25 protein-coding genes are annotated in these 24,455 nt (G+C 71.1%); 17 read left to right on the top strand and 8 right to left on the bottom strand.

Translation table 11 applies throughout. The features are described from left to right. The first annotated feature begins 4 nt into the window (after positions 1-4). Positions 5-1,441, top strand: coding sequence for a S10 family peptidase (locus ACIBST_RS38440; protein ID WP_397178492.1), 1,437 nt, complete (start codon positions 5-7; stop codon positions 1,439-1,441). Here ACIBST_RS38440 and ACIBST_RS38445 read toward each other — a convergent pair. The 5 genes from ACIBST_RS38445 to ACIBST_RS38465 form a co-directional block, all read right to left on the bottom strand. Then, on the bottom strand, positions 1,400-2,314 hold the full coding sequence (locus tag ACIBST_RS38445) for a hypothetical protein (protein WP_397178493.1): 915 nt from the start codon (positions 2,312-2,314) through the stop codon (positions 1,400-1,402). The two genes, ACIBST_RS38440 and ACIBST_RS38445, sit on opposite strands and share 42 nt — an antisense overlap. Beyond that, the gene (locus tag ACIBST_RS38450) at positions 2,305-2,724 is read right to left on the bottom strand and encodes a peptidase inhibitor family I36 protein (RefSeq protein WP_358291533.1); all 420 of its coding nucleotides are present in this window, start codon (positions 2,722-2,724) and stop codon (positions 2,305-2,307) included. The genes ACIBST_RS38445 and ACIBST_RS38450 overlap by 10 nt, the downstream gene beginning before the upstream one ends. A gap of 177 nt (positions 2,725-2,901) precedes the next feature. Continuing rightward, entirely contained in the window at positions 2,902-3,672 is a 771-nt protein-coding gene (locus tag ACIBST_RS38455) for an SDR family NAD(P)-dependent oxidoreductase (RefSeq protein WP_397178494.1), read from the bottom strand. Beyond that, positions 3,669-4,679, bottom strand: a complete 1,011-nt coding sequence (locus tag ACIBST_RS38460; protein WP_397178495.1) for a DUF4432 family protein — start codon at positions 4,677-4,679, stop codon at positions 3,669-3,671. Before ACIBST_RS38460 ends, ACIBST_RS38455 begins: the two co-directional genes overlap by 4 nt. Further along, positions 4,676-5,845, bottom strand: a complete 1,170-nt coding sequence (locus ACIBST_RS38465) for a DUF4185 domain-containing protein (RefSeq protein WP_397178496.1) — start codon at positions 5,843-5,845, stop codon at positions 4,676-4,678. The genes ACIBST_RS38460 and ACIBST_RS38465 overlap by 4 nt, the downstream gene beginning before the upstream one ends. Before the next feature lie 128 nt (positions 5,846-5,973). Between ACIBST_RS38465 and ACIBST_RS38470 the strand changes: the two genes are divergently transcribed. The 5 genes from ACIBST_RS38470 (at position 5,974) to ACIBST_RS38490 (ending at position 11,975) form a co-directional block, all read left to right on the top strand. After that, positions 5,974-7,584 (top strand): ABC-F family ATP-binding cassette domain-containing protein, encoded by a 1,611-nt coding sequence (locus ACIBST_RS38470; protein ID WP_397178497.1) that lies wholly within the window; start codon positions 5,974-5,976, stop codon positions 7,582-7,584. Positions 7,585-7,648: 64 nt separating this feature from the next. After that, entirely contained in the window at positions 7,649-8,449 is an 801-nt protein-coding gene (locus ACIBST_RS38475; protein WP_364332684.1) for a hypothetical protein, read from the top strand. A 103-nt stretch (positions 8,450-8,552) separates the two neighbouring features. Further along, positions 8,553-10,031 carry a hypothetical protein gene (locus ACIBST_RS38480; RefSeq protein WP_397178498.1) on the top strand — a complete coding sequence of 493 codons (1,479 nt, stop codon included), beginning with the start codon at positions 8,553-8,555 and terminating at the stop codon, positions 10,029-10,031. Between the two features lie 7 nt (positions 10,032-10,038). Further along, entirely contained in the window at positions 10,039-10,785 is a 747-nt protein-coding gene (locus ACIBST_RS38485; RefSeq protein WP_397178499.1) for a hypothetical protein, read from the top strand. 68 nt (positions 10,786-10,853) lie between these two features. Beyond that, positions 10,854-11,975, top strand: coding sequence for a C40 family peptidase (locus ACIBST_RS38490; RefSeq protein WP_397178500.1), 1,122 nt, complete (start codon positions 10,854-10,856; stop codon positions 11,973-11,975). A gap of 3 nt (positions 11,976-11,978) precedes the next feature. Here the strand turns inward: ACIBST_RS38490 and ACIBST_RS38495 are convergent, their stop codons facing one another. Continuing rightward, positions 11,979-12,473 (bottom strand): inorganic diphosphatase, encoded by a 495-nt coding sequence (locus ACIBST_RS38495; RefSeq protein WP_397178501.1) that lies wholly within the window; start codon positions 12,471-12,473, stop codon positions 11,979-11,981. 332 nt (positions 12,474-12,805) lie between these two features. On the opposite strand from ACIBST_RS38495, the gene dacB reads away from it, so the two are divergent. From dacB to ACIBST_RS38550, 11 genes are all read left to right on the top strand, one after another. Continuing rightward, positions 12,806-13,975, top strand: coding sequence for a D-alanyl-D-alanine carboxypeptidase/D-alanyl-D-alanine-endopeptidase (gene dacB, locus ACIBST_RS38500; RefSeq protein ID WP_397178502.1), 1,170 nt, complete (start codon positions 12,806-12,808; stop codon positions 13,973-13,975). Positions 13,976-14,022: 47 nt separating this feature from the next. Beyond that, complete coding sequence (locus ACIBST_RS38505) at positions 14,023-15,099, top strand: zinc-dependent metalloprotease (RefSeq protein ID WP_352318602.1); 1,077 nt, start codon at positions 14,023-14,025, stop codon at positions 15,097-15,099. 62 nt (positions 15,100-15,161) lie between these two features. Continuing rightward, positions 15,162-16,166 (top strand): tRNA lysidine(34) synthetase TilS, encoded by a 1,005-nt coding sequence (tilS, locus tag ACIBST_RS38510; protein ID WP_397178503.1) that lies wholly within the window; start codon positions 15,162-15,164, stop codon positions 16,164-16,166. Positions 16,167-16,176: 10 nt separating this feature from the next. Further along, positions 16,177-16,728, top strand: a complete 552-nt coding sequence (gene hpt, locus ACIBST_RS38515) for a hypoxanthine phosphoribosyltransferase (protein ID WP_352318606.1) — start codon at positions 16,177-16,179, stop codon at positions 16,726-16,728. Between the two features lie 238 nt (positions 16,729-16,966). Continuing rightward, positions 16,967-18,961 (top strand): ATP-dependent zinc metalloprotease FtsH, encoded by a 1,995-nt coding sequence (ftsH, locus tag ACIBST_RS38520; protein WP_352358549.1) that lies wholly within the window; start codon positions 16,967-16,969, stop codon positions 18,959-18,961. After that, positions 18,958-19,536 carry a GTP cyclohydrolase I FolE gene (folE, locus tag ACIBST_RS38525; RefSeq protein ID WP_352318609.1) on the top strand — a complete coding sequence of 193 codons (579 nt, stop codon included), beginning with the start codon at positions 18,958-18,960 and terminating at the stop codon, positions 19,534-19,536. The genes ftsH and folE overlap by 4 nt, the downstream gene beginning before the upstream one ends. 117 nt (positions 19,537-19,653) lie before the next feature. After that, positions 19,654-20,460 carry a dihydropteroate synthase gene (gene folP / locus ACIBST_RS38530; RefSeq protein ID WP_352358846.1) on the top strand — a complete coding sequence of 269 codons (807 nt, stop codon included), beginning with the start codon at positions 19,654-19,656 and terminating at the stop codon, positions 20,458-20,460. Next, a complete protein-coding gene (locus ACIBST_RS38535; RefSeq protein ID WP_397178504.1) occupies positions 20,457-20,903 on the top strand; it encodes a nuclear transport factor 2 family protein in 447 nt (148 codons plus the stop codon). The genes folP and ACIBST_RS38535 overlap by 4 nt, the downstream gene beginning before the upstream one ends. Continuing rightward, on the top strand, positions 20,893-21,258 hold the full coding sequence (gene folB / locus ACIBST_RS38540) for a dihydroneopterin aldolase (RefSeq protein ID WP_397178505.1): 366 nt from the start codon (positions 20,893-20,895) through the stop codon (positions 21,256-21,258). The genes ACIBST_RS38535 and folB overlap by 11 nt, the downstream gene beginning before the upstream one ends. Then, the gene (gene folK / locus ACIBST_RS38545) at positions 21,255-21,758 is read left to right on the top strand and encodes a 2-amino-4-hydroxy-6-hydroxymethyldihydropteridine diphosphokinase (RefSeq protein WP_352358556.1); all 504 of its coding nucleotides are present in this window, start codon (positions 21,255-21,257) and stop codon (positions 21,756-21,758) included. Before folB ends, folK begins: the two co-directional genes overlap by 4 nt. Next, complete coding sequence (locus ACIBST_RS38550; RefSeq protein WP_352358558.1) at positions 21,755-22,210, top strand: DUF3180 domain-containing protein; 456 nt, start codon at positions 21,755-21,757, stop codon at positions 22,208-22,210. The genes folK and ACIBST_RS38550 overlap by 4 nt, the downstream gene beginning before the upstream one ends. Here the strand turns inward: ACIBST_RS38550 and ACIBST_RS38555 are convergent. Together ACIBST_RS38555 and ACIBST_RS38560 are read right to left on the bottom strand one after the other, a co-directional pair. Beyond that, positions 22,207-23,277, bottom strand: coding sequence for an acyltransferase (locus ACIBST_RS38555; RefSeq protein ID WP_397178506.1), 1,071 nt, complete (start codon positions 23,275-23,277; stop codon positions 22,207-22,209). The genes ACIBST_RS38550 and ACIBST_RS38555 overlap by 4 nt on opposite strands. Then, positions 23,274-24,419 carry an NADH-quinone oxidoreductase subunit D gene (locus tag ACIBST_RS38560; RefSeq protein WP_397178507.1) on the bottom strand — a complete coding sequence of 382 codons (1,146 nt, stop codon included), beginning with the start codon at positions 24,417-24,419 and terminating at the stop codon, positions 23,274-23,276. The genes ACIBST_RS38555 and ACIBST_RS38560 overlap by 4 nt, the downstream gene beginning before the upstream one ends. Positions 24,420-24,455: the final 36 nt, after the last annotated feature.

Here is a 24,455-nt window from a genome sequence, read left to right on the forward strand (position 1 = left end):
CGCTATGTCCGACGAAGTACAGACAAAGAAGCCCGCCGACAACCTCGTCACCACCCGGCACACCCTGCCGACCGGTCAGGCGTACACCGCCACCGCCGGAACCATGGTGGTGCGCGAGGAGGTCTTCACGGACGGCACGTTCGACGGCCACCGCCCGAAGGCCGAGGTGTTCCTCACCTCCTACACCCTCGACGACGCCGACCCGCTGACCAGGCCGGTCACGTTCGCCTTCAACGGCGGGCCCGGGTCGTCGAGCGTGTGGCTGCACCTCGGCATCCTCGGGCCGCGCCGGGTCGTGATGGGGGACGCGGGCGCGCTGCTGCCGCCGCCGTACGCGCTGGCCGACAACGACGAGACCCTGCTCAAGGTGAGCGACCTGGTCGTCATCGACCCGATGTCCACCGGCTACTCGCGGGCGGCCGAGGGCGAGAAGGCCGAGCCGTACCACGGCTTCAGCGGCGACGTGGAGTCGGTCGGCGAGGTGATCCGGCTCTGGACGACCAGGAACGCGCGGTGGATGTCGCCGAAGTTCCTGGCCGGCGAGTCGTACGGCACGGTCAGGGCGGCCGGGCTGGCCGACCACCTCCAGTCGCGGTACGGCATGTACCTCAACGGCGTGATGCTGATCTCCTCGGTGCTCGACTACGCGACCGTGGAGTTCAACGAGGGCAACGACGTGGCCTACGCCCTCTATCTGCCGACATATGCCGCCATCGCGCACTATCACGGCCTGCACGGCGACCGCCCGCTGGCCGACGTGCTGCGCGAGGCCGAGGAGTACGCCTCCCGCGACTACCCGTGGGCCCTGGCCCGCGGCAACCGCCTCACGGCCGACGAGCGCGCCGCCGCGGTCTCCAAAGTCGCCGCCCTGTCCGGCCTGTCCGAGGACTACGTCGACCGCGTGAACCTGCGCATCGAGCACATCCGCTTCTTCACCGAGCTGCTGCGCGAGCGCCGGCTGACCGTCGGCAGGCTCGACGGCCGCTTCACCGGCTGGGACCCCGACGGCGGCCGCGAGCACTTCGTCTCCGACCCGAGCATGGACGCCATCACCGGCCCCTACAGCGCCGCGCTCAACCACTACCTGCGGACCGAGCTGGAGTACGCCAACGACCTGCCCTACGAGATCCTCAGCTCGCGGGTGCACCCGTGGTCGTACAAGGAGTTCGAGGGCGTGCACGTCAGCGTGACCGACCGGCTCGGCGCCGCCATGCGCGCCAACCCGCACCTGCGCGTGCACGTGGCCTGCGGCTACCACGACGGCGCCACGCCGTACTACGCGGCCGAGCACGCCTTCGCCCACCTGCCCGTGCCCGCCGAGCTGGCCGCCAACGTCGAGTTCAAGTACTACGAGGCCGGCCACATGATGTACGCGCACGAGCCCAGCAGGCTGCGCCAGTCAGCCGACCTGGCGGCCTTCGTGCTCGGACAGCAGGCGTGAGGCGCGCTCCAGCCGCTGCCGCAGGCTGGCCGCGAGCGCGTCGAAGCGTTCCCGGTTGTCCCGGATGACCGCGCGCTGAAGCTCGGCGTCGGCGGTGAACCAGGCGGCCACCAGGCCCGATGACCACTTGCAGGTGGTGTCGGCGACGGCCGTCAGCTTCTCCTCCTCGCTCACGTCCGGTTTCTCCAGGTTCCAGCGGGAGTCGGCGATGGCCGACTCCGGGTCCGGGTAGGGGTGTCCCGCCTGGCTCATGCACGACTGCCAGCGCTTGGTCGCCGCGGCAACGTCGCCGTGCTTGGCGGCCTGCTCCAGGGTGAGCGAGTCCTGCAGGCCCAGCCAGGGCCAGTCCGCCTGGCGGGTGCCGCCCTCCAGCTCGGCGGAGGCGCGGTCGAGGCAGCCGCGGTCGGCGGCGGTGCCGTACAGGCGGTGGCGGGTTTGCTTGGGCAGCTTGTTGACCCAGGAGCCGGTGGTGTCCGGGGACGGCGGCCTGGCCAGGTGGTAGCCATACCGCTGGGCGGCCGAGGTGTCCACGACGCCGTAGCGGCGGGAGTTGCCCGGGTCGATCGCCGCCAGCTCGGCGGCGTCCTCCGCGGGTGGGGTGACGGTGAGGCCGCGGCGGCTCATGCACCGCGCGACCAGGTGGTTGTGGGCATTGCCCAGGACGGCCCGCTGCTCGGGAGTCGGCTTGTAGGCGTCGAACGGCAACACGAGCTGCGACACCGAGGTCACGCCCGCCGGGGGCCGCTCGCGTACGGGCTCGCCGGCGGCGCAGGCCGCGACGGACAGCAGCAGCGCGCCCGCGAGGAGGCCGCGACAGCCGGTTTCCGGCGGCCAAGCCCGGAAACCGGCACTCCCGTTATTTCTCAGCGGCACCAGATGTCGATCGAGCTGGTGCGGTTGTTGCCGATGGCGTTGTTCGACAGGTAACCGTCGTTGCTGTTGTGGGTGAAGGTGCTGTGGGCGCCGGTGTAGTCGGCGTGCTGCCAGAGGGTGGCGCTGCAGCCGACCCGGTTCCTGACGGAGCTGGTCTCGTTGTCCATGCTGTGCCAGGTGTTGCTGAAGTCCCAGTTCAGCCAGTTGTTGTCGGCCAGGTCGGAGTCGTCGGCCGTGAAGTCGCGCCAGTGGTCGCTCTGGCCCCGGTTGTAGTCGAAACCGGCGTACAGGCAGACGCGGCCGCCGTAGCACGTCGAGCGCGGGCTGGCCTCCGCCGCGGCAGCCGGGACGACCACGGTGAACAGCGCGGCCGCGGCGATGAAGCCGGCGGCCTTCTTGGTGAGCCTCACAGGTCTCTCCTAGATCGGTGAGTCGTTTCGGAACCCGTACCAAGCGTGCGGTGAGGGGGCTCGGGACCCACCCTCGAATACACGCAGAGACCCTGGTTACCAGGCTCACCACCTGGCACTTCGCCGCATTGACGCAACGATTGCCAGGTTCGGGAGGCGACTGGGGACTTACTCGACCTAGTCGGGGAGCGCCGCCGGGTTCCGGGCCAGCAGGCCGCCGTCCACGCGGTGCTCGGCCCCGGTGATGAACGACGAACGCGGCCCCGCCAGGAACGCCACCAGCTCGGCCACCTCTTCGGCGCGGCCCACGCGGCCCAGCGGATGGGCCTTCCCCCACTGCGCGACCTGCTCCTCCTGCGACAGGTCGCCCCGCCACAGGTCGGCCGCCCAGCGCAGCATGGGGGTGTCCACCGAGCCGGGGCAGACCACGTTGACCCGGATGCCGTCGGCCGCGTGATCGAGCGCCATGGCCCTGGTCAGGCCGTTCAGGGCGGCCTTGCTCGCGGTGTAGGCGGCCACCTGCGCCTGCGACGAGAACGCCTGCACCGACGACATGACCACGATCGAGCCGCCGCCGCGTTCCCTGAGCCGCGGCACGGCGGCCTTGCAGGTGAGGTAGACGCCCTTGAGGTTGACGTCCATGACCTCGTCCCACACCTCCTCGGGGGTGTCCTCGACGGTGCCGTACCGCTGGACGCCGGCGCAGGTGACGACGATGTCGAGGCCGCCGTACCGGGTCACGGCCAGGTCCACGAGGTCCCGCAGGTCCCCGGCCCGGCGCACGTCGGCGACGACGCCGGTGACGTGCTCGCCGTCGAGCGCCGCGTTCTCGTCCACGCCGCAGAACACCACGTTCGCGCCGCCCTCGGCCAGCCGGTCGACCACCGCCCGGCCGATGCCCGTCGAACCGCCGGTGACCAGCGCCACCTTGCCGGAAAACTCACTCACGCCAGCACCTCCGCGCGCCATCTCGACACCTTGGTCTCCTGCGGTCCGAGCGACAGGGCGCTGCCGTTGGCCACGGCGGCGGCCAGGCCGTCGGTCGGCATGCCGGCGAACGGTTCGAGCCCCAGCGTCCAGGCCCGCCCCCACCAGGGGTAGCCGGTGGACGCGCCGAGCTCCTGCCACATCCACAGGTAGGGGAGGAGCGCCGCATCCCACTCCACCCGGATACCGATATCCCCTGAAATTTCGTACCAACCCTCCGGGAAACCCGTGAGGTAGACGATGTCGCTGGGCCCGCCACGCTCCGGCACCACGCTCAGGTCCGTCTCCCCGCCCCCGTCGGCGGGCACCACCGGCCACCGCCACGGCCCGCCGGCCCGCACCCGGCGCCCGGCCGGGCCGATCGGCGCCGCGTGCGGGATCACCCGCACGCCTTCGGGCAGCCGGATCCGCGCGCCCGCCCGCAGGAACGGCGCCCCGAAGACGAGGTGCTGGCCCCACATCGCGTGCAGCGCGAGGTCCGCCTCGTTGGTCGCCCGCCCCTCGACCTCCAGCGCGGCCGTGCCCGCCCGGAGCCGGAACACCTTCTCCACCCGGTACGGCAGCCGCCGGGTCCGCACGGCGAGCCGCACCGCGACCTCCTCCTCGCGGTCGGCCACCACCTCGCACGACCACGGCAGCCCGGCGACCTCGCCGTGCTGGGCCAGGCGCGCGCCCCGGTACTCGCTCGGCGCGCCGCCGTTGGGGAAGACCTCCTGCCAGCCGCCCTCGTAGTGGTCGACGAACTGGGCGACGTCGTCGGCCGCGCCGTGACGGTGGTCGCGCGGGTCGCGCAGGCCCTGCGGGGAGAGCCAGACGAAGTCGGTGTCGGTGGGTTTGTGCAGGAACTCCACCACGTCGCCGCCCTTGTCCGTCAGGACGGTCACGCGCAGCCGTTCGTTCTCCAGCGTGACCGCCCGCAGCCCGTCGAGGGTGAGGTGCCGCAGGCGCGCCGCCCAGTTGCGCCTCACCCGAACGTCACGTCCAGGAACCTGGGCCGGTAGATGGACACGTCCCGGTAGTGGTCGGTGTTGACGAAGCTGTTGACGTTGTAGGAGACCACCAGGCCGGTCCCGGCGACGTCGGGATGGGCGTGGGCGTTGTAGGTGAAGACGTTCCCGCTGGTCTCGGGGGTGGTGTAGACGTGCTGCTTGCCGGTGAAGGGGCCGGTGGGCGAGCAGGAGGAGTAGGCCACGATGTTCGGGCTGAGCACCTCGGTGGTGTCATGCGTGATCAGGACATATCCGGATCCGACCCGGGTGACGCTGTACTCGTTCGCCACCCCGCCCATGATCCGGGCCGAGTCGGTCTCGTCCGGCGACCATGAGCCGTCGGCCGTGCGGAACTCCCACGCGCCCAGCAGGCTCTGGCCCCTGACCCTGGCCAGGTGCATGTACTTGGCCGAGCCGAGGTCCTCGACGCCGTACACGTAGGTGTAGCCGCCGTCCTTCAGCAGGCCGGAGGCCCAGGAGACGCCGTGGCCCGAGGGCAGGTCGTGCACGCTGACCGGCCGGTCGAGCCGGCCGGGCGCGAACCTGGCCACCACGTTGCGGTGCCAGCGCCAGTCCCATGCCCCTGGGCCGAACCGCTCGTACTCCTGGTAGGTGACCTCGACCAGGCCGCCCGCCAGCGTGGCGTCCCCGGCCCAGAACCAGTGCTGGTCGTCGCGCGGCGGCATCACGGCCTCGGGCTTCGCGGCCGTGCCGTCGTGGACGGTGGACAGCCGCCCGTCCCGCTCGACGGCGAAGGAGTTGTTCAGGAAGACCGTGCTGCCGCCCTCCTCGACGACGGGCGGCCGGGAGCCGTCGGCGTTGACCTGGCCGAGGAAGGTGTCGGAGAACACCCACAGCTCGCGGCCGTTCGGCAGGCGGAGCGAGTACGTGCCGTCGGCTCCCGTCCAGTCGTCCAGGCGGCTGTTGTCGTTGCCGTAGGAGGTGAACAGGCTGGTCAGCCGGGCGTCCACGGACGCGCCGCGCACGGTGGGCGCGCACGCCGAGACCGGCCCGGACGGTTCCCGCGCCACGGCGGCCGAGGGAGGCACGGGCTTGGGCGGCGCGGCCCACGCCTGCTGCGGGACGGCGACCAGGCCGAGCACGGCGACGGCGAGAGGGACGAGGGAGGAGCGGAATCGCGTCATCACCGGTTCCTAGGGGCTGGGGGAGTCCCGTACAGTTCTAGTCATTAGATCACTTGCTGTCCAGGGCCCCCGGATCACCGGCCGAAAACCGGGTGCCGGTGGTCGCGGGCGGCCGGTAGCCTGCCCGGATGGGCCACGTTGAAGTAGGACATCTGACGTACGTGCTGCCCGACGGCAGGCCCCTGCTCAACGACGTCTCCTTCCGGATCGGCGACGGTGTCAAGGCGGCGCTCGTCGGGCCCAACGGCGCGGGCAAGACCACCCTCATGCGCCTGGTCGCGGGCGACCTGGAGCCCGTCGAGGGCAGCGTCACCAGCTCCGGCGGGCTGGGCGTGATGCGCCAGTTCATCGGCAACGTGCGCGACGGGAGCAACGTGCGCGACCTGCTGCTCGGCGTGGCCCCGCCGGCCGTGCGGCAGGCGGCCGAGCGGCTCGACGCGGCCGAGCTGGTGATGATGGAGCGCGACGACGAGAAGGCGCAGATGCGCTACGCGCAGGCCATCAGCGACTACACCGACGCCGGCGGCTACGAGATCGAGGTGCTCTGGGACACCTGCACGGTCTCGGCCCTCGGCGTCCCGTTCGACCGGGTGAAGTACCGCGACGTGGCCACCCTGTCCGGCGGCGAGCAGAAGCGGCTCGTCCTGGAGGCGCTGCTGCGCGGCCCCGACCAGACGCTGCTGCTCGACGAGCCCGACAACTACCTCGACGTGCCCGGCAAGGAGTGGCTGGAGCAGCAGCTCCGCGAGACGTCCAAGACCGTCCTGCTGGTCAGCCACGACCGCCAGCTCCTCGCCAACGCCGCCGACCGCATCGTCACGGTCGAGTCGGGCAACATCTGGATCCACGGCGGCGGCTTCGCCGGTTACGCCGAGGCCCGCAAGGCCCGCAACGAGCGGCTCGACGAGCTGCGCAGGCGCTGGGACGAAGAGCACGCCAAGCTCAAGGCCCTGGTCAACATGCTGAAGAACAAGGCCAGGTACAACGACGGCATGGCCGCCCCCTACCACGCGGCCCAGACCCGGCTGCGCAGGTTCGTCGAGGCGGGCCCGCCCGAGCAGGCCCCCGCCGACCAGAACATCAAGATGCGCCTGCGCGGCGGCCGCACCGGCAAGCGCGCGGTCATCTGCGAGGGCCTGGAGCTGACCGGCCTGATGCGCCCGTTCGACCTGGAGATCTGGTACGGCGAGCGGGTCGCCGTCCTCGGCTCCAACGGCTCGGGCAAGTCCCACTTCCTGCGCCTGATCGCCGGCGAGCCCGTCGCGCACACCGGCGTGGCCAGGCTCGGCGCCCGGGTCGTCCCGGGCCACTTCGCCCAGACCCACTCCAGGCCCGACCTGCTCGGCCGCACCCCGGTCGAGATCGTGATGAACGAGCACGCCAGGCTCAAGAACGAGGCCATGAAGACGCTGGCCCGCTACGAGCTGGCCGGGCTGATCGCCGAGCAGCGGTTCGACACGCTCTCCGGAGGCCAGCAGGCGCGGCTGCAGATCCTGCTGCTGGAGCTGTCGGGCGCCACGCTGCTGCTGCTCGACGAGCCGACCGACAACCTCGACCTGGCCAGCGCCGAGGCGCTCCAGGTGGGCCTCGACGCCTTCGACGGCACGGTCATGGCGGTCACCCACGACCGCTGGTTCGCCGCCGACTTCGACCGTTTCCTGGTCTTCGGCTCCGACGGCACGGTCTACGAGTCGTCCGAGCCGGTGTGGGACGAGACGAGGGTCGTCCGGAGGCGTTAAAGAGTTGGTACGCCCGGCGCGTGTCATCTGCCAGCCGTGCCCATGCACGGGTTATCACGGCAAAGTGATCCCGCGTAGCCGAACCGTCAGCCTCCTCGCACTCGGGGCGATCTGCCTCGCCGGTTGTTCAAGTGAGGACCAGCCAGCCCAATCGCTCAAGCCGCTCGTTCTCAAGGAGCAGGTCTCGAACATCGCCAAGTCCACCGACGGTTACGCCGTCAACTGGGCCGGCGTGCTCACCAACGCCAACCCGTGGCACTTCGGCGAGCACGTGGTGGCCACCATCGTGGGCCGCGACGCCGCCGGCACCGAGGTGGTGCGCATGGACCAGCCGCTCGACGCCGTGCCGCCGGGCGGCTCCCTGGCCTTCACCGGCCAGGCGTCCGCCGCCGAGAAACCGGTGAAAGTGACCATCCAGTACCGTCCGGCGCAGTGGCGGTCCGCCGCGCGCATCCCGTCGTCGTTCCAGTCCTTCCCGATCACGCGCGTCCAGACAATGCGCCAAAAAGACGGCTCTTACCTTATTACCGGCTATGTCGGGAATCCGTATCAATTGCCGGCGAGCAGCCTGGTGGTGAACGCGTTGCTGCGCGACGCGGCCGGAAAACTGCTCGGCGGCGGCAGCACGTTCGTGGACGACGTCAAGGCCGGCAGCCCGCCCAGGTTCATCCTCACCGTGGCCGGACTGCCCAAGGACAGCAAGGTCGTCAAGACCGACGTCACCGCCCGGACCTGGGGCTCGACCGGCCGTCCTTACGAGGACCTGGCGATGGGCGGCGCGCTCCCGGTGCACACCGTCAAGCCCACCTCCGAGCCGTTCGCGGTGGACCGGGGGAGCGAGGCCATGGGACAGGTAAAGCAATAAACGGTATTAGTCCGAACAAAAGGGTGGGAAATTGGCGGGGTCGCGGTAGACAAGCGGCGGAACCGGTAGAACTACTAGTTACCGATCCATTACCTTCGGTCACATGAATGACCGCGTCCTGGTGGAGGCACTCCGCACCCGCGACCCGGGAGCCCTCGCCGCGCTCTACGACACGCACGCGGAGAGCGTCTACCGCTACTGCTGGTCCCTCCTCCTCGACACCGACAGCGCCCAGGTGGCCCTGCGCGACACGCTGATCGCCGCCGAGGCGCACGCGGGCGCGCTGTCCCAGCCCGACAGGTTCCGGGTCTGGCTGCTCGCCCTGGCCCGGCAGGAATGCCTGCGCCGCCGGATGGCCGCGCCGCCCGGCGCCGACGAGGTCCTGGCCGAGGCCCCGCCGCTGGACGACCCCGCCGACGCCGACCTACGGCTCATCGCCTGGAACGCGGTCGTGAGCCTGCCCGTCGCCGACCGCGAGGTGCTGGAGCTGGCGACCAGGCACGCGCTGGACACCGCCGAGCTGTCCCAGGTGCTCGCGATCCCGCCGCGCCAGGTCGAACAGGCCAGGGAGCAGGCGCGCGACCGTCTCACCGACGCCGTCACCGCCGAGATCCTGGCGCGCAAGGGCCCCTACGACTGCCCGCGCCGGGCCGCGATCCTGGCCGGCTTCACCGGCGACCTCACCAGGGAGATGCGCGAGCACCTGGTCGGGCACGTCGCCCGCTGCGAGGTCTGCGCCCCCCACCGCGCCCGCCAGGCCTCGGCCGCCAAGGTCTTCGGCCTGCTGCCCGCCGCCGCGCTGCCCGAGGCCCTGCGCATCAGGGTCATGAGCTGCTTCGCCGACCCCGAGCTGCTGCCCTACCGCCGTTACGTCGCCCGGCGCACGGCCTCCCTGGACGCCGCCGGATTTCCCGTTCCCACGCAGACGACGGCTCGAAGGTGGCCTCAGGCGGTGGCGGGCGCGCTGGCGGCGGTCGCGACCGTGGTGGCGATAGCAGTGATCTTCAACCAGTTCGGCAAGGACAACGGCGGTCTCGCCGGGGTGGCGACGGCCGCGTTCCCCGCCACCGGCGAGCCGCCCGGCATCAGACTGCCCTGGCAACCCGACCCGCAGGACGCCCACTTGACCGTAGAGCCCATCCTCGACAGCGCCGCGCCCGAGCCGTTCGGCATGCTCGGCTCGACGACGCCGGTGCCGCCGGCCGTGCTCGTGCCCACGTACGCGACCACGCCGCCCGCCGAATCCACGCCCGGCGAGCCGCGGCCGACGCCCGACGGCCCGCCGCAGGCCGACCCGCCGGGCGAGGACCCCGGCGACCCGACGTACGGCCAGCCCGGCCAGCCCGGTCTGCCCGGCCGTACCGGCCACCCTGGTCACCCGCCGCACGGCGAGCCGGGCCGTCCGCCGCACGGCGAGCCCGGCACGCGTCCGCCCACCCGAACCCCGCCGGTGCCGACCCCCACCCCCGCCCCGACGCCCACCGAGACGCCCGCGCCCACCACCACGCCCTCGGAGACGGCGACGCCCGCCCCCACGCACACCCCCACCGAGGAGCCCGTCACCCCCGTCGAGAGCGGCTGAGCACCCCGTGGAAGCATCGGAGCCGCACCAGGACCGGCTCGCCGGGCGGGCCGTGGAGGTCCTGGAGGCGCGCCGGGACCGGCTGCCCGAGGGGGCCGTGGAGGCGTTCGAGGTGCGCCAGGATCCGCATCTGGGGCGCCGGGTCTGCCCGCTGCCCGTCCCTGGGCGGGTGGCCGAGCTGGTGCCGAGGGGGCACCGCGTCGACTGGCCGACCTGGCTCGACCGCGGCCCCCGCATGCTGCGCCACGTGCTCGACCTGTGCCGCCTGCGCACCGCGCGCGGGCTGGCGGTGCTGTCCTGGCTGGCCGGCGGCCCCCAGCCGGACGACCTCGACTGGCTGTGGGACGCCCGCCGCCTGACCGGCCCCCGCCAGGACCGCATGTACGCCGCCGCCGCCGACGTCCCCGAGCCCGTGCTCGGGCTGGTGACGGCCAACTGGACCTGGGTGCTCGACACCTGCCACGGCGGCCGGGTCACCGCCCCCTACCTGGCCGGCACCGCCTACCCGGCCGACGGCCACGCCGCCGCCGACGCCGCGATGACGCTCTTCCAGACCTACGACCGCCATCCGGAGGCCAGGCCGGCCATCGCGGCGGCGTGGGCCGCGGCCCGCGTGACCGCCGACTGGTGCAAGGCCGCCGAGCTGCACGCCGCCTACGGCGTCCAGACCCCCGTCTTCACCTACCCGCGGGCCGCCCGGCCGGTGGTCGCCGGGATCCGTCCGTGGATAGAACGGCTCTTCCGCCTGCGGTGATGACGTTACGTACATGAAAGCGCTGGGAACTGTGTGCATAGAGTAACCATCTGTTTTCAGGGGGACCTATGCGCGCATTTCGGGCCGGGCTCCTGGCGTGCGCCCTGCTGGCCACTCTGTGTCCGTTCACCCCCGGCTCGCCGGTGCTGGCCGACCCCATGCCGTCGGCCAAGGACGTGAAGAAGGCGCGCGAGGCCGCCCGCGACCGCTCGAAGGAGCTGGGGGTGGCCAGCGCCGGGCTGGCCGCGGCCCAGTCCAGGCTCGACGAGCTGGCCGCGGCCGTGGAACGGCAGGTGGAGGCGTACAACGGCGAGCTGGTCCGGCTGCGGCAGGCCGAGCAGTCGTACGCGCAGGCCCAGGCGCGCCGGGCGGCGGCCGACGCCGAGGCCGAGCGCGCCCGGCAGGCCGTCGCGCTGCTCGCCGCGCAGAGCTACGGCGGGATGACGCCGATGGACCCGATCGTCGGCATGCTCATCGACGAGGGCGGCGTCGACGGCTTCCTGCACCGGGCGAGCGTGCTCGGCCAGCTCGGCGACGAGCGGGCCCAGATCCTGCGCAGGATGCGCGACGCCCAGGAGGTCGCCGCCATCCTCGGTACGCAGGCGCAGAAGGCCTACGACGCCCGGCAGGCCGCCTCGGAGCGGGCCCGGCGGGCGAAGCTGGCCGCGGAGGCGGCCGTCGCCCGGCAGCGCCGCGAGACGCGCACCCTCCGGGTGGAGCGGCGGCAGCTCCAGCACCGGGTCAACGCCGCCCGCAGCCACGCCGAGCTGCTGGCCAGACGGCGGGCCCTGGCCCTGTCGGCGGCCGGCCTGGCGGCCGGGTCGGCGGGCGGCAACCTGGCCGCCAACTGGGCGCTGACCCAGCTCGGCAAGCCGTACGTGTGGGCCGCCGCGGGCCCCGACACCTACGACTGCTCCGGCCTGGTCATGCGCGCCTGGGAGCAGGTGGGCGTGCGCCTGGACCACTGGACCGGAACCCAGTGGACGTCCGGCCCACACGTGCCGCTGGACCAGCTCCGCCGCGGCGACCTGCTGTTCTTCGGCCGCATCACCGACGACCCCGGCACGATCCACCACGTGGGCATCTACGTCGGCCAGGGCCAGATGGTGCACGCGCCCCAGACCGGCGACGTGGTGCGGGTCGCCCCGATCTGGAGAGGGGACCTGGTGGGCGCCACCAGGCCCCGGTGAGGATCAGTGGTGGTGACCCGCGTCCTTGGCCCGGTGGAACGAGCGCTCGATCTCGGCCTCGGCCTCGATGCGCCCGACCCAGTTGGCGCCCTCGACGGACTTGCCGGGCTCAAGGTCCTTGTAGACCTCGAAGAAGTGCTGGATCTCCAGCCGGTCGAACTCCGACACGTGGTGGATGTCCTGGATGTGGTGCATCCGGGGGTCGGTCGAGGGCACGCACAGGACCTTGTCGTCGCCGCCCTTCTCGTCGGTCATCCGGAACATGCCGACCGCGCGGCAGGTGATGTAGCACCCCGGGAACGTCGGCTCCTGGAGCAGCACCAGCGCGTCGAGCGGGTCACCGTCCTCGCCGAGGGTGTTCTCGATGAAGCCGTAGTCGGCGGGGTACTGCGTGGAGGTGAACAGGAGCCGGTCAAGCCTGATCTTTCCGGTCTCGTGGTCCACTTCGTACTTGTTCCGTTGCCCCTTGGGAATCTCAACGACAACGTCGAACTCCACCGCGGTTCCTCCGCTCAAGGCCCCCGGGAAGTCCCGGCTGGGCGTTAATGTCTCGTAGGCGAACACCAGGAGAGAGGTCAGGCGACGTGGCGCGGCACGAGCGTTCGATGATGCTGGCCACTCTCGCCGTGCTTCAGATCGTCACGATCGTCATCGGCGTCTACGCCATGACCAGCGACTTCAACCTGAGCGCGCTGACGAGGCAGCCGTCACCGATCGGGCCGACGGCGTCTCCCCGGGGAATCCCCCCCGCCCCCGTGGTCACCTCGGGGCCTGTGCTGGCCCAGCTTTCGGCGACGTCAGGGAACGGACCTCTCCCGACTAAGAGTACTTTGACCCGCCAGCTCACCGACGCGCTGGGTGACAAAGCACTCGGCGGCCGGGTGGGCGCGGTCGTGCTCGACGCCGCCACCGGCGCCCGGATCTTCGCCTCCAACCCCGACACGGGCATCACCCCGGCCTCCACGAACAAGGTCGTCACGACCACGGCGGCGCTCGCCTCGCTGGGCCCCGACACCCGCTTCTCCACCCGCGTCGTCCAGGGCCGCGCGCCCGGCGCGATCGTCCTGGTGGGCGGCGGCGACCCGCTGCTCGCCGGGCCGTCGGCCAGGCCCGGCTACCCCAAGCAGGCCTCCCTCGCCACCCTGGCCGCCCGGACCGCCGCCGCGCTGAAGGCCAAGGGCGTCAGGAAGGTCACGCTCTCCTACGACGACAGCCTGTTCACCGGGCCGGCCATCGCGCCCGGCTGGAAGCCCAACTACGTGCCCGACGGCGAGGCGGCCCCCGTCCACGCCCTGGCCATGGACGAGGGACGCCAGCGCCCCGGCGCCCGGCCCCGCGTGCCCGACCCGGCCGCGTACGCCGCCGCCGCCTTCGCCCGGCTGCTGCCCAGGTACGGCGTCACCGTCTCCAAGGACATCCGCCAGGAGCGGGCCGCGGCGGGCGCCGCCGAGCTGGGCAAGGTCGACTCCGCCCCCCTGTACGCCCTGGTCGAGCACACCCTGACCCACAGCGACAACGACATGGCCGAGGCCCTGGCCAGGCACGTCGCCATCAAGGAGGGCAAGGAGGCGTCGTACGCGGGGGCCGCGGAGGCGGTGATCGGGGTCATGCGGCGGCTCGGCGTGACCAAGGGCGTCAGCGTCGCCGACGGCAGCGGCCTGTCCATCCGCAACCGGGTCAGCGCCGACGCCATGGCCAGGATCATCGCCGTCGCCGGCTCGGCCGCGCACCCCGAGCTGCGGGCCGTCGACTCGGGCATGCCGATCGCCGGTTTCTCCGGCACGCTGGGCAACGGCAAGCGCTTCACCCGCGCCGACAGCAAGGGCCAGGTCGGCCTCGTCCGCGCCAAGACCGGCACCCTCAACAACGTCAACACCCTGGCCGGCCTGGCCACCACCAAAGACGGCCGGCTGGTCACCTTCGCCTTCCTGGCCGACGACGTGCCGGTGAACGCCGAGCCCGTGCTCGACAGGCTCGCCGCGATCGTCGCGCGATCCTGACCGCCGCTTCTTCGCAGGCGTGACGAGAACAACGTACGGTGGACGTCATGCAGGTGATCGACTGGGATCTGGCCGTCACGACCGGCACGCGCCTGGTGCGCCCCGGTCCTCAGGTGAGCAAGGAGGAGGCCAGGCAGGCCGTCGCCGAGCTCCGCACGCTGTCACGTGAGGCCGAGGGCCACGTGCGCGAGTTCACGAAGATCCACACCGAGACCGCGCCGCAGCCCGCGACCATCGTCGACCGGCCGGGCTGGATCAAGGCCAACGTCGAGGGCTTCCGCGTGGTCCTCGAACCGCTGACCCAGCGCATGGGCGGCGGAGACAACCCGCCGCCCGCCATCGTCACCGCGGTGGGCTCGCGCATCACCGGCGTCGAGGTCGGGGCCGTCCTCGCCTTCCTCGCCTCCCGGGTGCTCGGCCAGTACGAGCTGTTCCTGCCGCCCGACCCGACCGGCCAGGAGCCGACCGGCCGGCTGACGCTCGTGGCGCCCAACATCGTCCACGCCGAGCGCGAGATGAACGTCGTGCCCCGCGACTTCCGCCTGTGGGTGTGCCTGCACGAGGAGACCCACCGCGTGCAGTTCACCGGCGTCACCTGGCTGCGCGAGTACGTCAGGTCGCAGATGACCGAGTTCCTGCTCGCCTCCGACCTCGACCTGCCCACGCTCCTCGACCGCCTGCGCAACGCCGCCGACACGGTGGCCGACGTGGTCAGGGGCGGCGAGGGCAACCTGATCGACGCCATCCAGTCGCCCGCCCAGAAGGAGATCCTCGACCGCCTGACGGCCGTGATGACCCTGGTGGAAGGCCATGGCGACTTCGTCATGGACGCCGTGGGCCCCTCGGTGGTCCCGTCGGTCTCGGAGATCCGCGCCAAGTTCGCCCAGCGCCGCGAGGGCGGCTCCCGGCTCGACCGCACGGTCCGGCGCCTGCTGGGCATCGAGGTCAAGATGAAGCAGTACGCCGAGGGCTCCGCGTTCGTCCGCAAGGTGGTCGACCGGGTCGGCATGGACGGCTTCAACAAGGTCTGGACCTCCCCGGAGACCCTGCCCACGACCCCCGAGATCGCCGACCCCGACGCCTGGATCCACCGCGTCATCGGCACCCCGGCTCTTCCCGCCTGACCTTCCCGTCCCGGGGGCCCGGCCGTGCGCGTGGCGTGCGGTGGGTTCCCCCAGCCGGGACAATGGCTCCTGTGGGTCCCCGTCCAGCCGTCGCCGACGTGCGCCGGGCCGTCCGCGAGTCGCTGACCGACCTCGCCGGCACCGGCGCGCTGGTCCTGGCCGCGTGCAGCGGCGGCGCCGACTCGCTGGCCCTGGCGGCGGCGCTGGCCTTCGTCGCCCCCCGCGCCGGCCTGCGCGCGGGCCTGGTCACGGTGGACCACCAGCTCCAGCCGGGCTCGGCCGGTCGCGCCCGGCAGGTCGCCGGCATCGCCGCCGGTCTCGGCCTGGCCCCGGCCGAGGTGCTCACCGTCACCGTCGGCACCGACGGCGGCCCAGAGGCCGCCGCCCGCGAGGCCAGGTACGCCGCGCTGGCCGAGGCGGCCGACCGCCTGGAGGCCGCCGCCGTCCTGCTCGGCCACACCCGCGACGACCAGGCCGAGACCGTCCTGCTGGGCCTGGCCAGGGGGAGCGGCTTGCGCTCGATCTCCGGCATGGCCGCCCGCGCGGGCCGCTACCGCCGGCCCTTCCTCGGCCTGTCCAGGGCCACGACGGTCGCCGCCTGCGCCGCCATGTCCCTCGCCCCCTGGGACGACCCGCACAACGACGACCCCCGCTACACCCGCGTCCGCGTCAGGAAGCGCATCCTGCCGATGCTCGACGAGGAACTCGGGCCGGGGGTGGCCGAGGCGCTCGCGCGGACCGCCGCAATGGCACGGGAGGACGCCGACGCCCTCGACCAGTGGGCCGAATCGGCGTTCCCGAATTGCGCTCTTAGCGATATCGGAGAGGCGGTCGTCCTGTCCGTTCCCGAGTTGGAGAAACTGCCCGACGCCGTGCGCCGCAGGGTGCTGCGGCGCGCGGCCATCGCGGCGGGCACGCCCTCCGGCGCGCTTTCCGCCACCCACGTGCTGGCGGTCGATCGGCTGGTCACGCAATGGCACGGGCAGAAGGCGGTCGATCTACCCGGAGGTCTGTCCGCAGTTCGGCGGTATGGCACCCTGATACTCGCCATCAGTCCCATCGTTTAAGGAACCACAGGTGGACGCTGCCGACATGGGCAAAGACCTGGAGAAGGTCCTCATCCCCGAGGACGACCTCCAGGCCAAGATCAAAGAGCTTGCCGGGCGCATCGACGAGGACTACGCGGGCAAGGACGTCCTGCTCGTGGGCGTGCTGAAGGGCGCGGTCATGGTGATGGCCGACCTGGCCAGAGCCCTGCACGTGCCGGTGCAGATGGACTGGATGGCGGTGTCGTCCTACGGCGCGGGCACCAAGTCCTCCGGCGTCGTACGGGTGCTGAAGGACCTCGACACCGACATCTTGAACCGCCACGTCCTCATCGTCGAGGACATCATCGACTCCGGCCTGACCCTCCACTGGCTGCTGGAAAACCTGAAGTCGCGCAATCCGGCGTCGTTGGAGATCTGCGCCGCGCTGCGCAAGCCGGACGCGGTGAAGGTGCCGATCGACGTGAAATACGTCGGCTTCGACATTCCCAACGAGTTCGTCATCGGCTACGGGCTCGACTACGCGGAGCGCTACCGCAATTTGCCGTTCATCGGAACGCTCGCGCCGCACGTTTATAAGTAGTAATCCCGGCCATGGCCGGGAACATCGCGCAACGTGACGTACGTTGATAGGGCAAGACCGGTGTAGCGGGCGGGTCCCTCCGTGCGCCGTGCCGGTGTACCTTCAGACTCCGGAAGGGTGACCGCAAGTCCCCTTCGGGTAGTCAGAAGTCGCGGTGTCGGATGCCGCGGCCCCGGGCCAGCCCGGGGTTCCAGGCCATGGTCAGGAAGGGACGGGCCCGCAAGGGGTTCCGCATCGGATGGATCTCAAGCGATTTACACGTGGGCCACTGCTGTGGATCCTGGGCATCGTCGTGCTGCTCCTGCTCGTCACCCAGCTCTGGAGCGGCGGGGGCAATTTCAAGCAGGCCGACACGTCCACGGTCCTCCAGCAGATTCGCGCCGGCAATTTCACCAGCGCCAAGGTCGTCGACAAGGACAATCGGGTCGAGCTCACCCTCATCAAGCCGATCGTCGTCCGGCCGGGTGACGCCCCGGCGAAGCTGATCCAGTCCAACTGGGTCAGCGGCTACGGCGCGAAGCTGACCGACGAGCTGCAGGCCCAGGTCGACGCCAACAAGACGAAGAGCTTCACCACCGAGGTGCCCCAGGAGAACTTCCTGCTCAGCATCCTGGTGAGCTTCCTGCCGATCGTCATCATCGTGCTGATCTTCCTGTTCATCATGAACCAGATGCAGGGCGGCGGCTCCCGGGTGATGAACTTCGGCAAGTCGAAGGCCAAGCTCATCACCAAAGACACCCCCAAGACCACGTTCGCCGACGTCGCCGGCGCCGACGAGGCCATCGAGGAGCTCCAGGAGATCAAGGAGTTCCTGCAGGCCCCGGCCAAGTTCCAGGCGATCGGCGCGAAGATCCCCAAGGGCGTGCTGCTCTACGGCCCGCCCGGCACCGGCAAGACCCTGCTGGCCCGCGCGGTCGCGGGCGAGGCGGGCGTGCCCTTCTACTCGATCTCCGGCTCCGACTTCGTCGAGATGTTCGTCGGCGTCGGCGCCTCCCGCGTGCGCGACCTGTTCGAGCAGGCCAAGGCCAACGCCCCCGCGATCATCTTCATCGACGAGATCGACGCCGTCGGCCGCCACCGCGGCGCCGGCCTGGGCGGCGGTCACGACGAGCGCGAGCAGACCCTCAACCAGCTGCTCGTCGAGATGGACGGCTTCGACGTCAAGGGCGGCGTCATCCTCATCGCCGCGACCAACCGGCCCGACATCCTCGACCCGGCGCTGCTGCGTCCGGGCCGTTTCGACCGGCAGGTCACGGTCGACCGTCCCGACCTGGAGGGCCGCAAGGGCATCCTCAAGGTCCACGGTCGCGGCAAGCCGTTCGCGCCCGACGTCGACCTCGACGTCATCGCGCGCCGCACCCCCGGGTTCACCGGCGCCGACCTGGCCAACGTGATCAACGAGGCGGCCCTGCTCACCGCGCGGGCCGACCAGAAGCTGATCACGATGGAGGTCCTCGAGGAGTCGATCGACCGTGTCATGGCAGGGCCCGAGCGCAAGTCGCGGGTCATGTCCGACAAGGAGAAGAAGATGATCGCCTACCACGAGGGCGGTCACGCGCTGGTGGCGCACGCGCTGCCCAACTCCGACCCGGTCCACAAGATCACGATCCTGTCCCGCGGCCGCGCGCTCGGTTACACGATGACGCTGCCGATGGAGGACAAGTTCCTGGCCACCAGGTCCGAGATGATGGACCAGCTCGCGATGCTGCTCGGCGGCCGCGCGGCGGAGGAGCTCGTCTTCCACGAGCCCACCACCGGCGCCTCCAACGACATCGAGAAGGCCACGGCGGTCGCCCGCCGCATGGTGACCGAGTACGGCATGAGCGAGCAGCTCGGCGCCCGTAAGTTCGGCACCGGCCAGGCCGAGGTCTTCCTCGGCCGCGAGATGGGCCACGAGCGCGACTACTCCGAGAAGATCGCCTCCTCCATCGACGAGGAGGTCCGCCGGATGATCGAGACGGCGCACGACCAGGCCTGGGACATCCTGGTCGAATACCGCGACGTGCTCGACAACCTGGTGCTGGAGCTCATGGAGAAGGAGACCCTCTCCCGCGAGCAGGTCCTGCAGATCTTCGCCCCGGTGGTCGTCAAGGAGCACCGGCCCTCGTACGCGGGCTACGGCAAGCGGCTCCCCTCCGACCGCCCGCCGATCCTGACCCCGAAGGAGCAGTCGGCCAACGGCTCGCTCACCTCCGGTCACCAGGACGCCTTCCAGTCCGGGGACAGTGCGTGACCCAGCACGAGGTTGACCTGGGGCGGATCGAGAAGGCCGTACGCGAGATCCTCTACGGCATCGGCGAGGATCCCGACCGCGACGGCCTGCTCGAAACGCCCGCCAGGGTCGCCCGCGCGATGGCCGAGCAGTTCTCCGGGCTCGGCCAGACCCCCGAAGACGTGCTCAACAAGGTCTTCGACGTCGACCACGACGAGATGGTGCTGGTGCGGGACATCGAGGTCTACTCGACCTGCGAGCACCATCTGGTCCCGTTCCACGGCGTGGCCCACGTGGGCTACATCCCCAACGAGCGCGGCCAGGTGACCGGGCTGTCCAAGCTGGCCCGGCTGGTCGACGTCTTCGCCCGCCGTCCGCAGGTGCAGGAGCGCATGACCTCGCAGATCGCCGACGCCCTCATGCGGGTGCTGGAGCCGCGCGGGGTCATCGTGGTGGTCGAGGCCGAACACCTGTGCATGACGATGCGCGGCGTGCGCAAGCCGGGGGCCAAGACGGTCACGTCGGCGGTCCGCGGCGACTTCCGTACCAGCGACAAGACCCGCTCCGAGGCGATGGCGCTGATTCTCGGCAGGTGACGATCGTTATCCACAACTGGGGACCCGAGATGTCGGCAGGTGTGGGGGAACGCCTAGGCTTGCCCCATGACTAGCGTGCCCATCAACGTGCCGGGCGGTACGGAGCGGTGCCTCGTCATGGGCGTGGTCAACGTGACCCCCGACTCCTTCTCCGACGGCGGCCTGTGGTTCGACGAGGAGGCCGCCGTCCGGCACGGGCTCGACCTGGTGCGGGAGGGGGCCGACATCGTCGACGTGGGCGGTGAGTCCACCCGTCCCGGCGCCGCGCGGGTGTCGCTGGAGGAGGAGCTGGCCAGGGTCGTCCCGGTGATCCGGGCGCTCGACGCCGAGGGCGTGGCCGTCAGCGTCGACACGATGCGCGCCGAGGTCGCCAGGGCCGCGGTCGAGGCGGGCGCCAGGCTCGTCAACGACGTCAGCGGCGGCCTGGCCGACCCGGAGATGCCGCGCGTGGTCGCCGCGACGGGAGCGCCCTACGTGGTGATGCACTGGCGCGGCCACAGCCATGACATGGACAGCCGCGCCGTCTACGCCGACGTCGTGACAGAGGTGCGCGAGGAGCTCAGCAAGCGGGTCGATCTCGTGCTGGCCGAGGGGGTGTCCCCCGAGCAGATCGTGCTCGACCCCGGTCTCGGCTTCGCCAAGAACGCCGAGCACAACTGGGCGTTGCTGGCCGGCATCCCCCAGCTCGCGGAGCTGGGCTACCCGCTGCTGATCGGAGCCTCGCGCAAGCGCTTCCTCGGGCGGCTGCTGGCCGGCCCCGACGGCGCGCCCCGCCCGTTCAGCAGGAGCGACGACGCAACGCTGGCGGTCACCGCGCTGGCGGCTCAGGCGGGGGCCTGGTGCGTGCGCGTGCACGAGGTAGGTCCCAATGCCGATGCCGTGCGCGTGGCGGCCGCATGGAAGAGAGCCGGAGCAGGCACATGAGCGTCGACACCGCCGCCATCGAGACGGTCAACCAGGAGTTCTACACCGCGATCGAGAGCGCCGATCTCGACAAGATGACCGAGATCTGGGCCGAGGACACCGCCGACGACCAGGTGAGCTGCGTCCATCCGGGCTGGACGTTGCTGACCGGCCGGTCGGAGGTGCTGCGGTCGTGGGCGCTGATCATGGCCAACACCACCTACATCCAGTTCGTGCTGACCGACGTCAACACCACCGTGCTGGGCGACGTGGCCGTGCTCACCTGCGTGGAGAACATCCTGACGGCGGGCGAGGAGGGTGAGTCCAGCTTCGCCGCGGGCAAGGTGGTGGCGAGCAACGTCTACATCCGCACCGCGCAGGGCTGGCGGTTGTGGATGCACCACGGCTCCCCGGTGCTCCAGGGAGACGACGACGAGGACGAGGAGGGCGAGCTTGAGGTCTGACCGCATCGCTCTCAAGGGCCTGCGGGCCAGGGGCAGGCACGGCGTCCTGCCCGCCGAGCGGGAGCTCGGCCAGGAGTTCGTGATCGACGCGACGTTGTTCCTCGACACCGCCCCGGCGGCGGCCGGCGACGACCTCACCAAGACCGTCCACTACGGCGAGCTGGCCCAGGCGCTGGTGGAGGTGGTCGAGGGCGAGCCGGTCGAGCTGATCGAGACGCTGGCCCAGCGGCTGGCCGACGTCTGCCTGGCCAGTGAGCTGGTGCACAGGGCCGAGGTGAGTGTGCACAAACCGGCGGCGCCGATCCCGCTGCCGTTCGACGATGTGATCGTGACGATCGAGCGGAGCCGCGCATGAAGGCCGTCCTCGCTCTCGGCAGCAACCTGGGCGAGCGGTTCCAGACGTTGCAGGGAGCCATCGACACGTTGTTCGACGCCCCCGGCCTGGAGTTCGTCAAGGTGTCCCCGGTCTACGAGACCGACCCGGTCGGGGGGCCGGGAGGCCAAGAGCCGTACCTCAACGCGGTCGTCGTCGCCGAGACCGCGCTGCCGCCGCGTACGCTGCTGGAGCGGGCGCTGGGCGTGGAGAACGCCTTCGGCCGGGTGCGTGCGGAGCGGTGGGGGCCGCGTACGCTCGACGTCGACCTGATCGTCGTGGGCGAGACCGTGTCCGACGACCCCGAGCTGACGTTGCCGCATCCCCGCGCCCACGAGCGCGCTTTCGTGCTGGTGCCCTGGTCGGTGATCGACCCCGAGGCCACGGTGCCGGGCCGGGGCCGGGTGGCCGACCTGCTGGCCGAGCTCGACCGGCACGGCGTGCGCCTGCGTGACGACCTGAAGCTGCAGAGGCCCGATTGAAGCCGACGCATCCCGGCCGGCTGGCCGCTCTCCTGCTCGTCGTCGCCCTGGTCGTCTGGGCGGCGGTCCGGCATTTCTACTCCGACCTGCCCATCATGCCCTGGACGGCCATCCCGACCGTGCTGCTGCTCGCCCTCGGCGAGGGTTACAGCGGGTGGGTGACCAAGGCCAGGATCGCCAGGAAGCCCGACACCAAGCCGGTCGAGCCGCTGGCGGTGGCCCGGCTGGCGGCGCTGGCCAAGGCGTCGGCGTACGCGGGGGCGGTGTTCGCCGGGATGTTCGCCGGGTTCGCCGCGTACACGCTGCAGATCTTCGACCGGGAGACGCCGCGCTCGGAGTTCTTCGTGGCGGCCGGGTCGTTCGTGGCCTGCGTGGTGCTCGTCTGCGCGGCCCTGTACCTGGAGCACTGCTGCCGGATCCCGAAGGACTCCGACGAGCGCAAACCCGACTAGCGGCGGCGGCCGAAGAGGTAGATGACCGGCAGCGTGCAGATCAGCGGCCCGACGATGGCGATCGGCCGTTCCAGCCACCACTTCAGGTCGGGCGGGATCTTCGTGCCGAGGCTGCCGAACAACCACCACGACAGCCCTAAGGCGATCGCCATGCCGGTGGTGTGGAACAGGAACAGCGGCAGGGCGTAGCGGTTGATGAAGGAGTTGGCGCGGGCCCAGCGGGGGCGTTCGAGCACGTGTTCCATGGCCGGGCGCAGCACCTCGACCAGGCCGATCTGGAAGATCAGCAGGGCGACGATGACGAACGTGGGCGGCGCCATGTTCGACCACTTGTCGCCCGGCACGCCCACCATCGAGCCCGGGTAGATGCCCGAGTAGACCAGGCCGATCAGGGCGAACAGGCCGGTCCACAGGATGCCGACGTCGTACCGCCGGGGCAGGACGACGATCCGGTCGTAGAAGAAGCCCGCCTGGTGGGCCAGCCCCCAGACGATGATCATGTTGAGCCAGCCGGCCCACTCGTAGCCGTAGCGGAAGCGCACGACGTCGACGACCAGGGCCGAGCCGCCGAGCCAGATCAGGGCCAGCACGTCGTAGCGCCGGTGCAGCCACAGGGCCACCGGCAGCAGCGCGATCAGCACCAGGTAGACGCCGAGGAACCACAGCGGGCTGAGCACGAGCAGCACCACCCGCCACATCCACTCCACGTGGAACGCCCAGGTGACGACCGCCCCGACGGAGATCCACACGCCGCACAGGAACAGCGCGGGCAGGGACAGCGCGCGGATGCGCCGCCAGACGAACGCCCCGATGCCGACGCCGCGCGCCTGGGCCCGGTTCCAGGACAGCAGGTGCACGTGGCCGCCGACGTAGAAGAACAGCGGCAGCACCTGGAGCAGCCAGGTCAGGATCCACAACCCGGAGGTGAAGCCGAGCGGGCTGGTGGGCTCGGGCCCGCTGGGCTTCCACTCCAGGATCGTGAACGCCCAGTGCCAGACCACCACGACGATGAGGCTGAGGGCGCGCAGCCAGTCGACGTACTTGTCGCGTTCGGGAGCGGTGCTCACTTGTCGATGTCACCCACGACGAAGAACATCGAGCCCAGAATGGCGATCATGTCGGCCACCAGGTTCCCCGGCAGCAGCTCGCGCAGCGCCTGGACGTTGCCGAACGACGCCGAGCGCAGCTTGAGCCGCCACGGCGTCTTGTCGCCCTTGGAGACCAGGTAGTAGCCGTTGATGCCGAGCGGGTTCTCGGTCCACGCGTACGTGTGGCCCTCGGGCACCTTGAGCACCTTCGGCAGGCGCTGGTTGACGGGCCCTGGAGGCAGCTCGCGCAGCCGGGCGACGCACGCGTCGGCCAGGTCGAGCGAGACCTTGAGCTGCTCGAACAGCACCTCGAACCGGGCATGGCAGTCGCCGTCGCGCCGGGTGACGACCGTGACCGGCAGCTCCCCGTAGGCCAGGTACGGGTCGTCGCGCCGCAGGTCGAGGTCCACGCCGGAGGCGCGGGCGATGGGCCCGCTGACGCCGTACTGGAGGATCTGCTCGCGGGTCAGCACGCCGACGCCCTTGGTGCGGGCGAGGAAGATCTCGTTGTTCAGGATGAGGCCCTCGATGTCGGGCACCCGGCGGCGGGTCTCGGCGACGGCCGCGGCGACCCGGTCGAGCCAGCCGAGCGGCAGGTCCTCCTTGAGGCCGCCGACCCGGTTGAACATGTAGTGCATGCGGCCGCCGGAGATCTCCTCCATGACGGCCTGGATGCGCTCGCGCTCGTCGAAGGCGTAGAAGACGGGGGTGATCGCGCCCAGTTCGAGTGGGTAGGAGCCGAGGAACATCAGGTGGTTGAGCACCCGGTTGAGCTCGGCCAGCAGCGTACGCGCCCACACGGCCCTGACCGGGGTCTCCATGCCGAGCAGCCGTTCGGCGGCCAGCACGACGCCCAGCTCGTTGGCGAACCCCGACAGCCAGTCGTGCCGGTTGGCGAGCATGATGATCTGACGGTAGTCGCGGACCTCGAACAGCTTCTCCGCGCCCCTGTGCATGTAGCCGATGATCGGCTCGGCCGCCTCGATGCGCTCGCCGTCGAGGGTGAGCCGGAGCCTGAGCACGCCGTGCGTGGAGGGATGCTGGGGGCCGATGTTGAGGATCATGTCCTCGGTCGCCAGCTCCTTCGCGCCGGCGCCGATCCCGACCACGCGTTCCTTCATAGGGCCCATGCTGCCACCGTCCCACGGGGTGATCCA

It is taken from the genome of Nonomuraea sp. NPDC049684, from assembly GCF_044465345.1.
In the GTDB taxonomy this organism is placed as follows: domain Bacteria; phylum Actinomycetota; class Actinomycetes; order Streptosporangiales; family Streptosporangiaceae; genus Nonomuraea.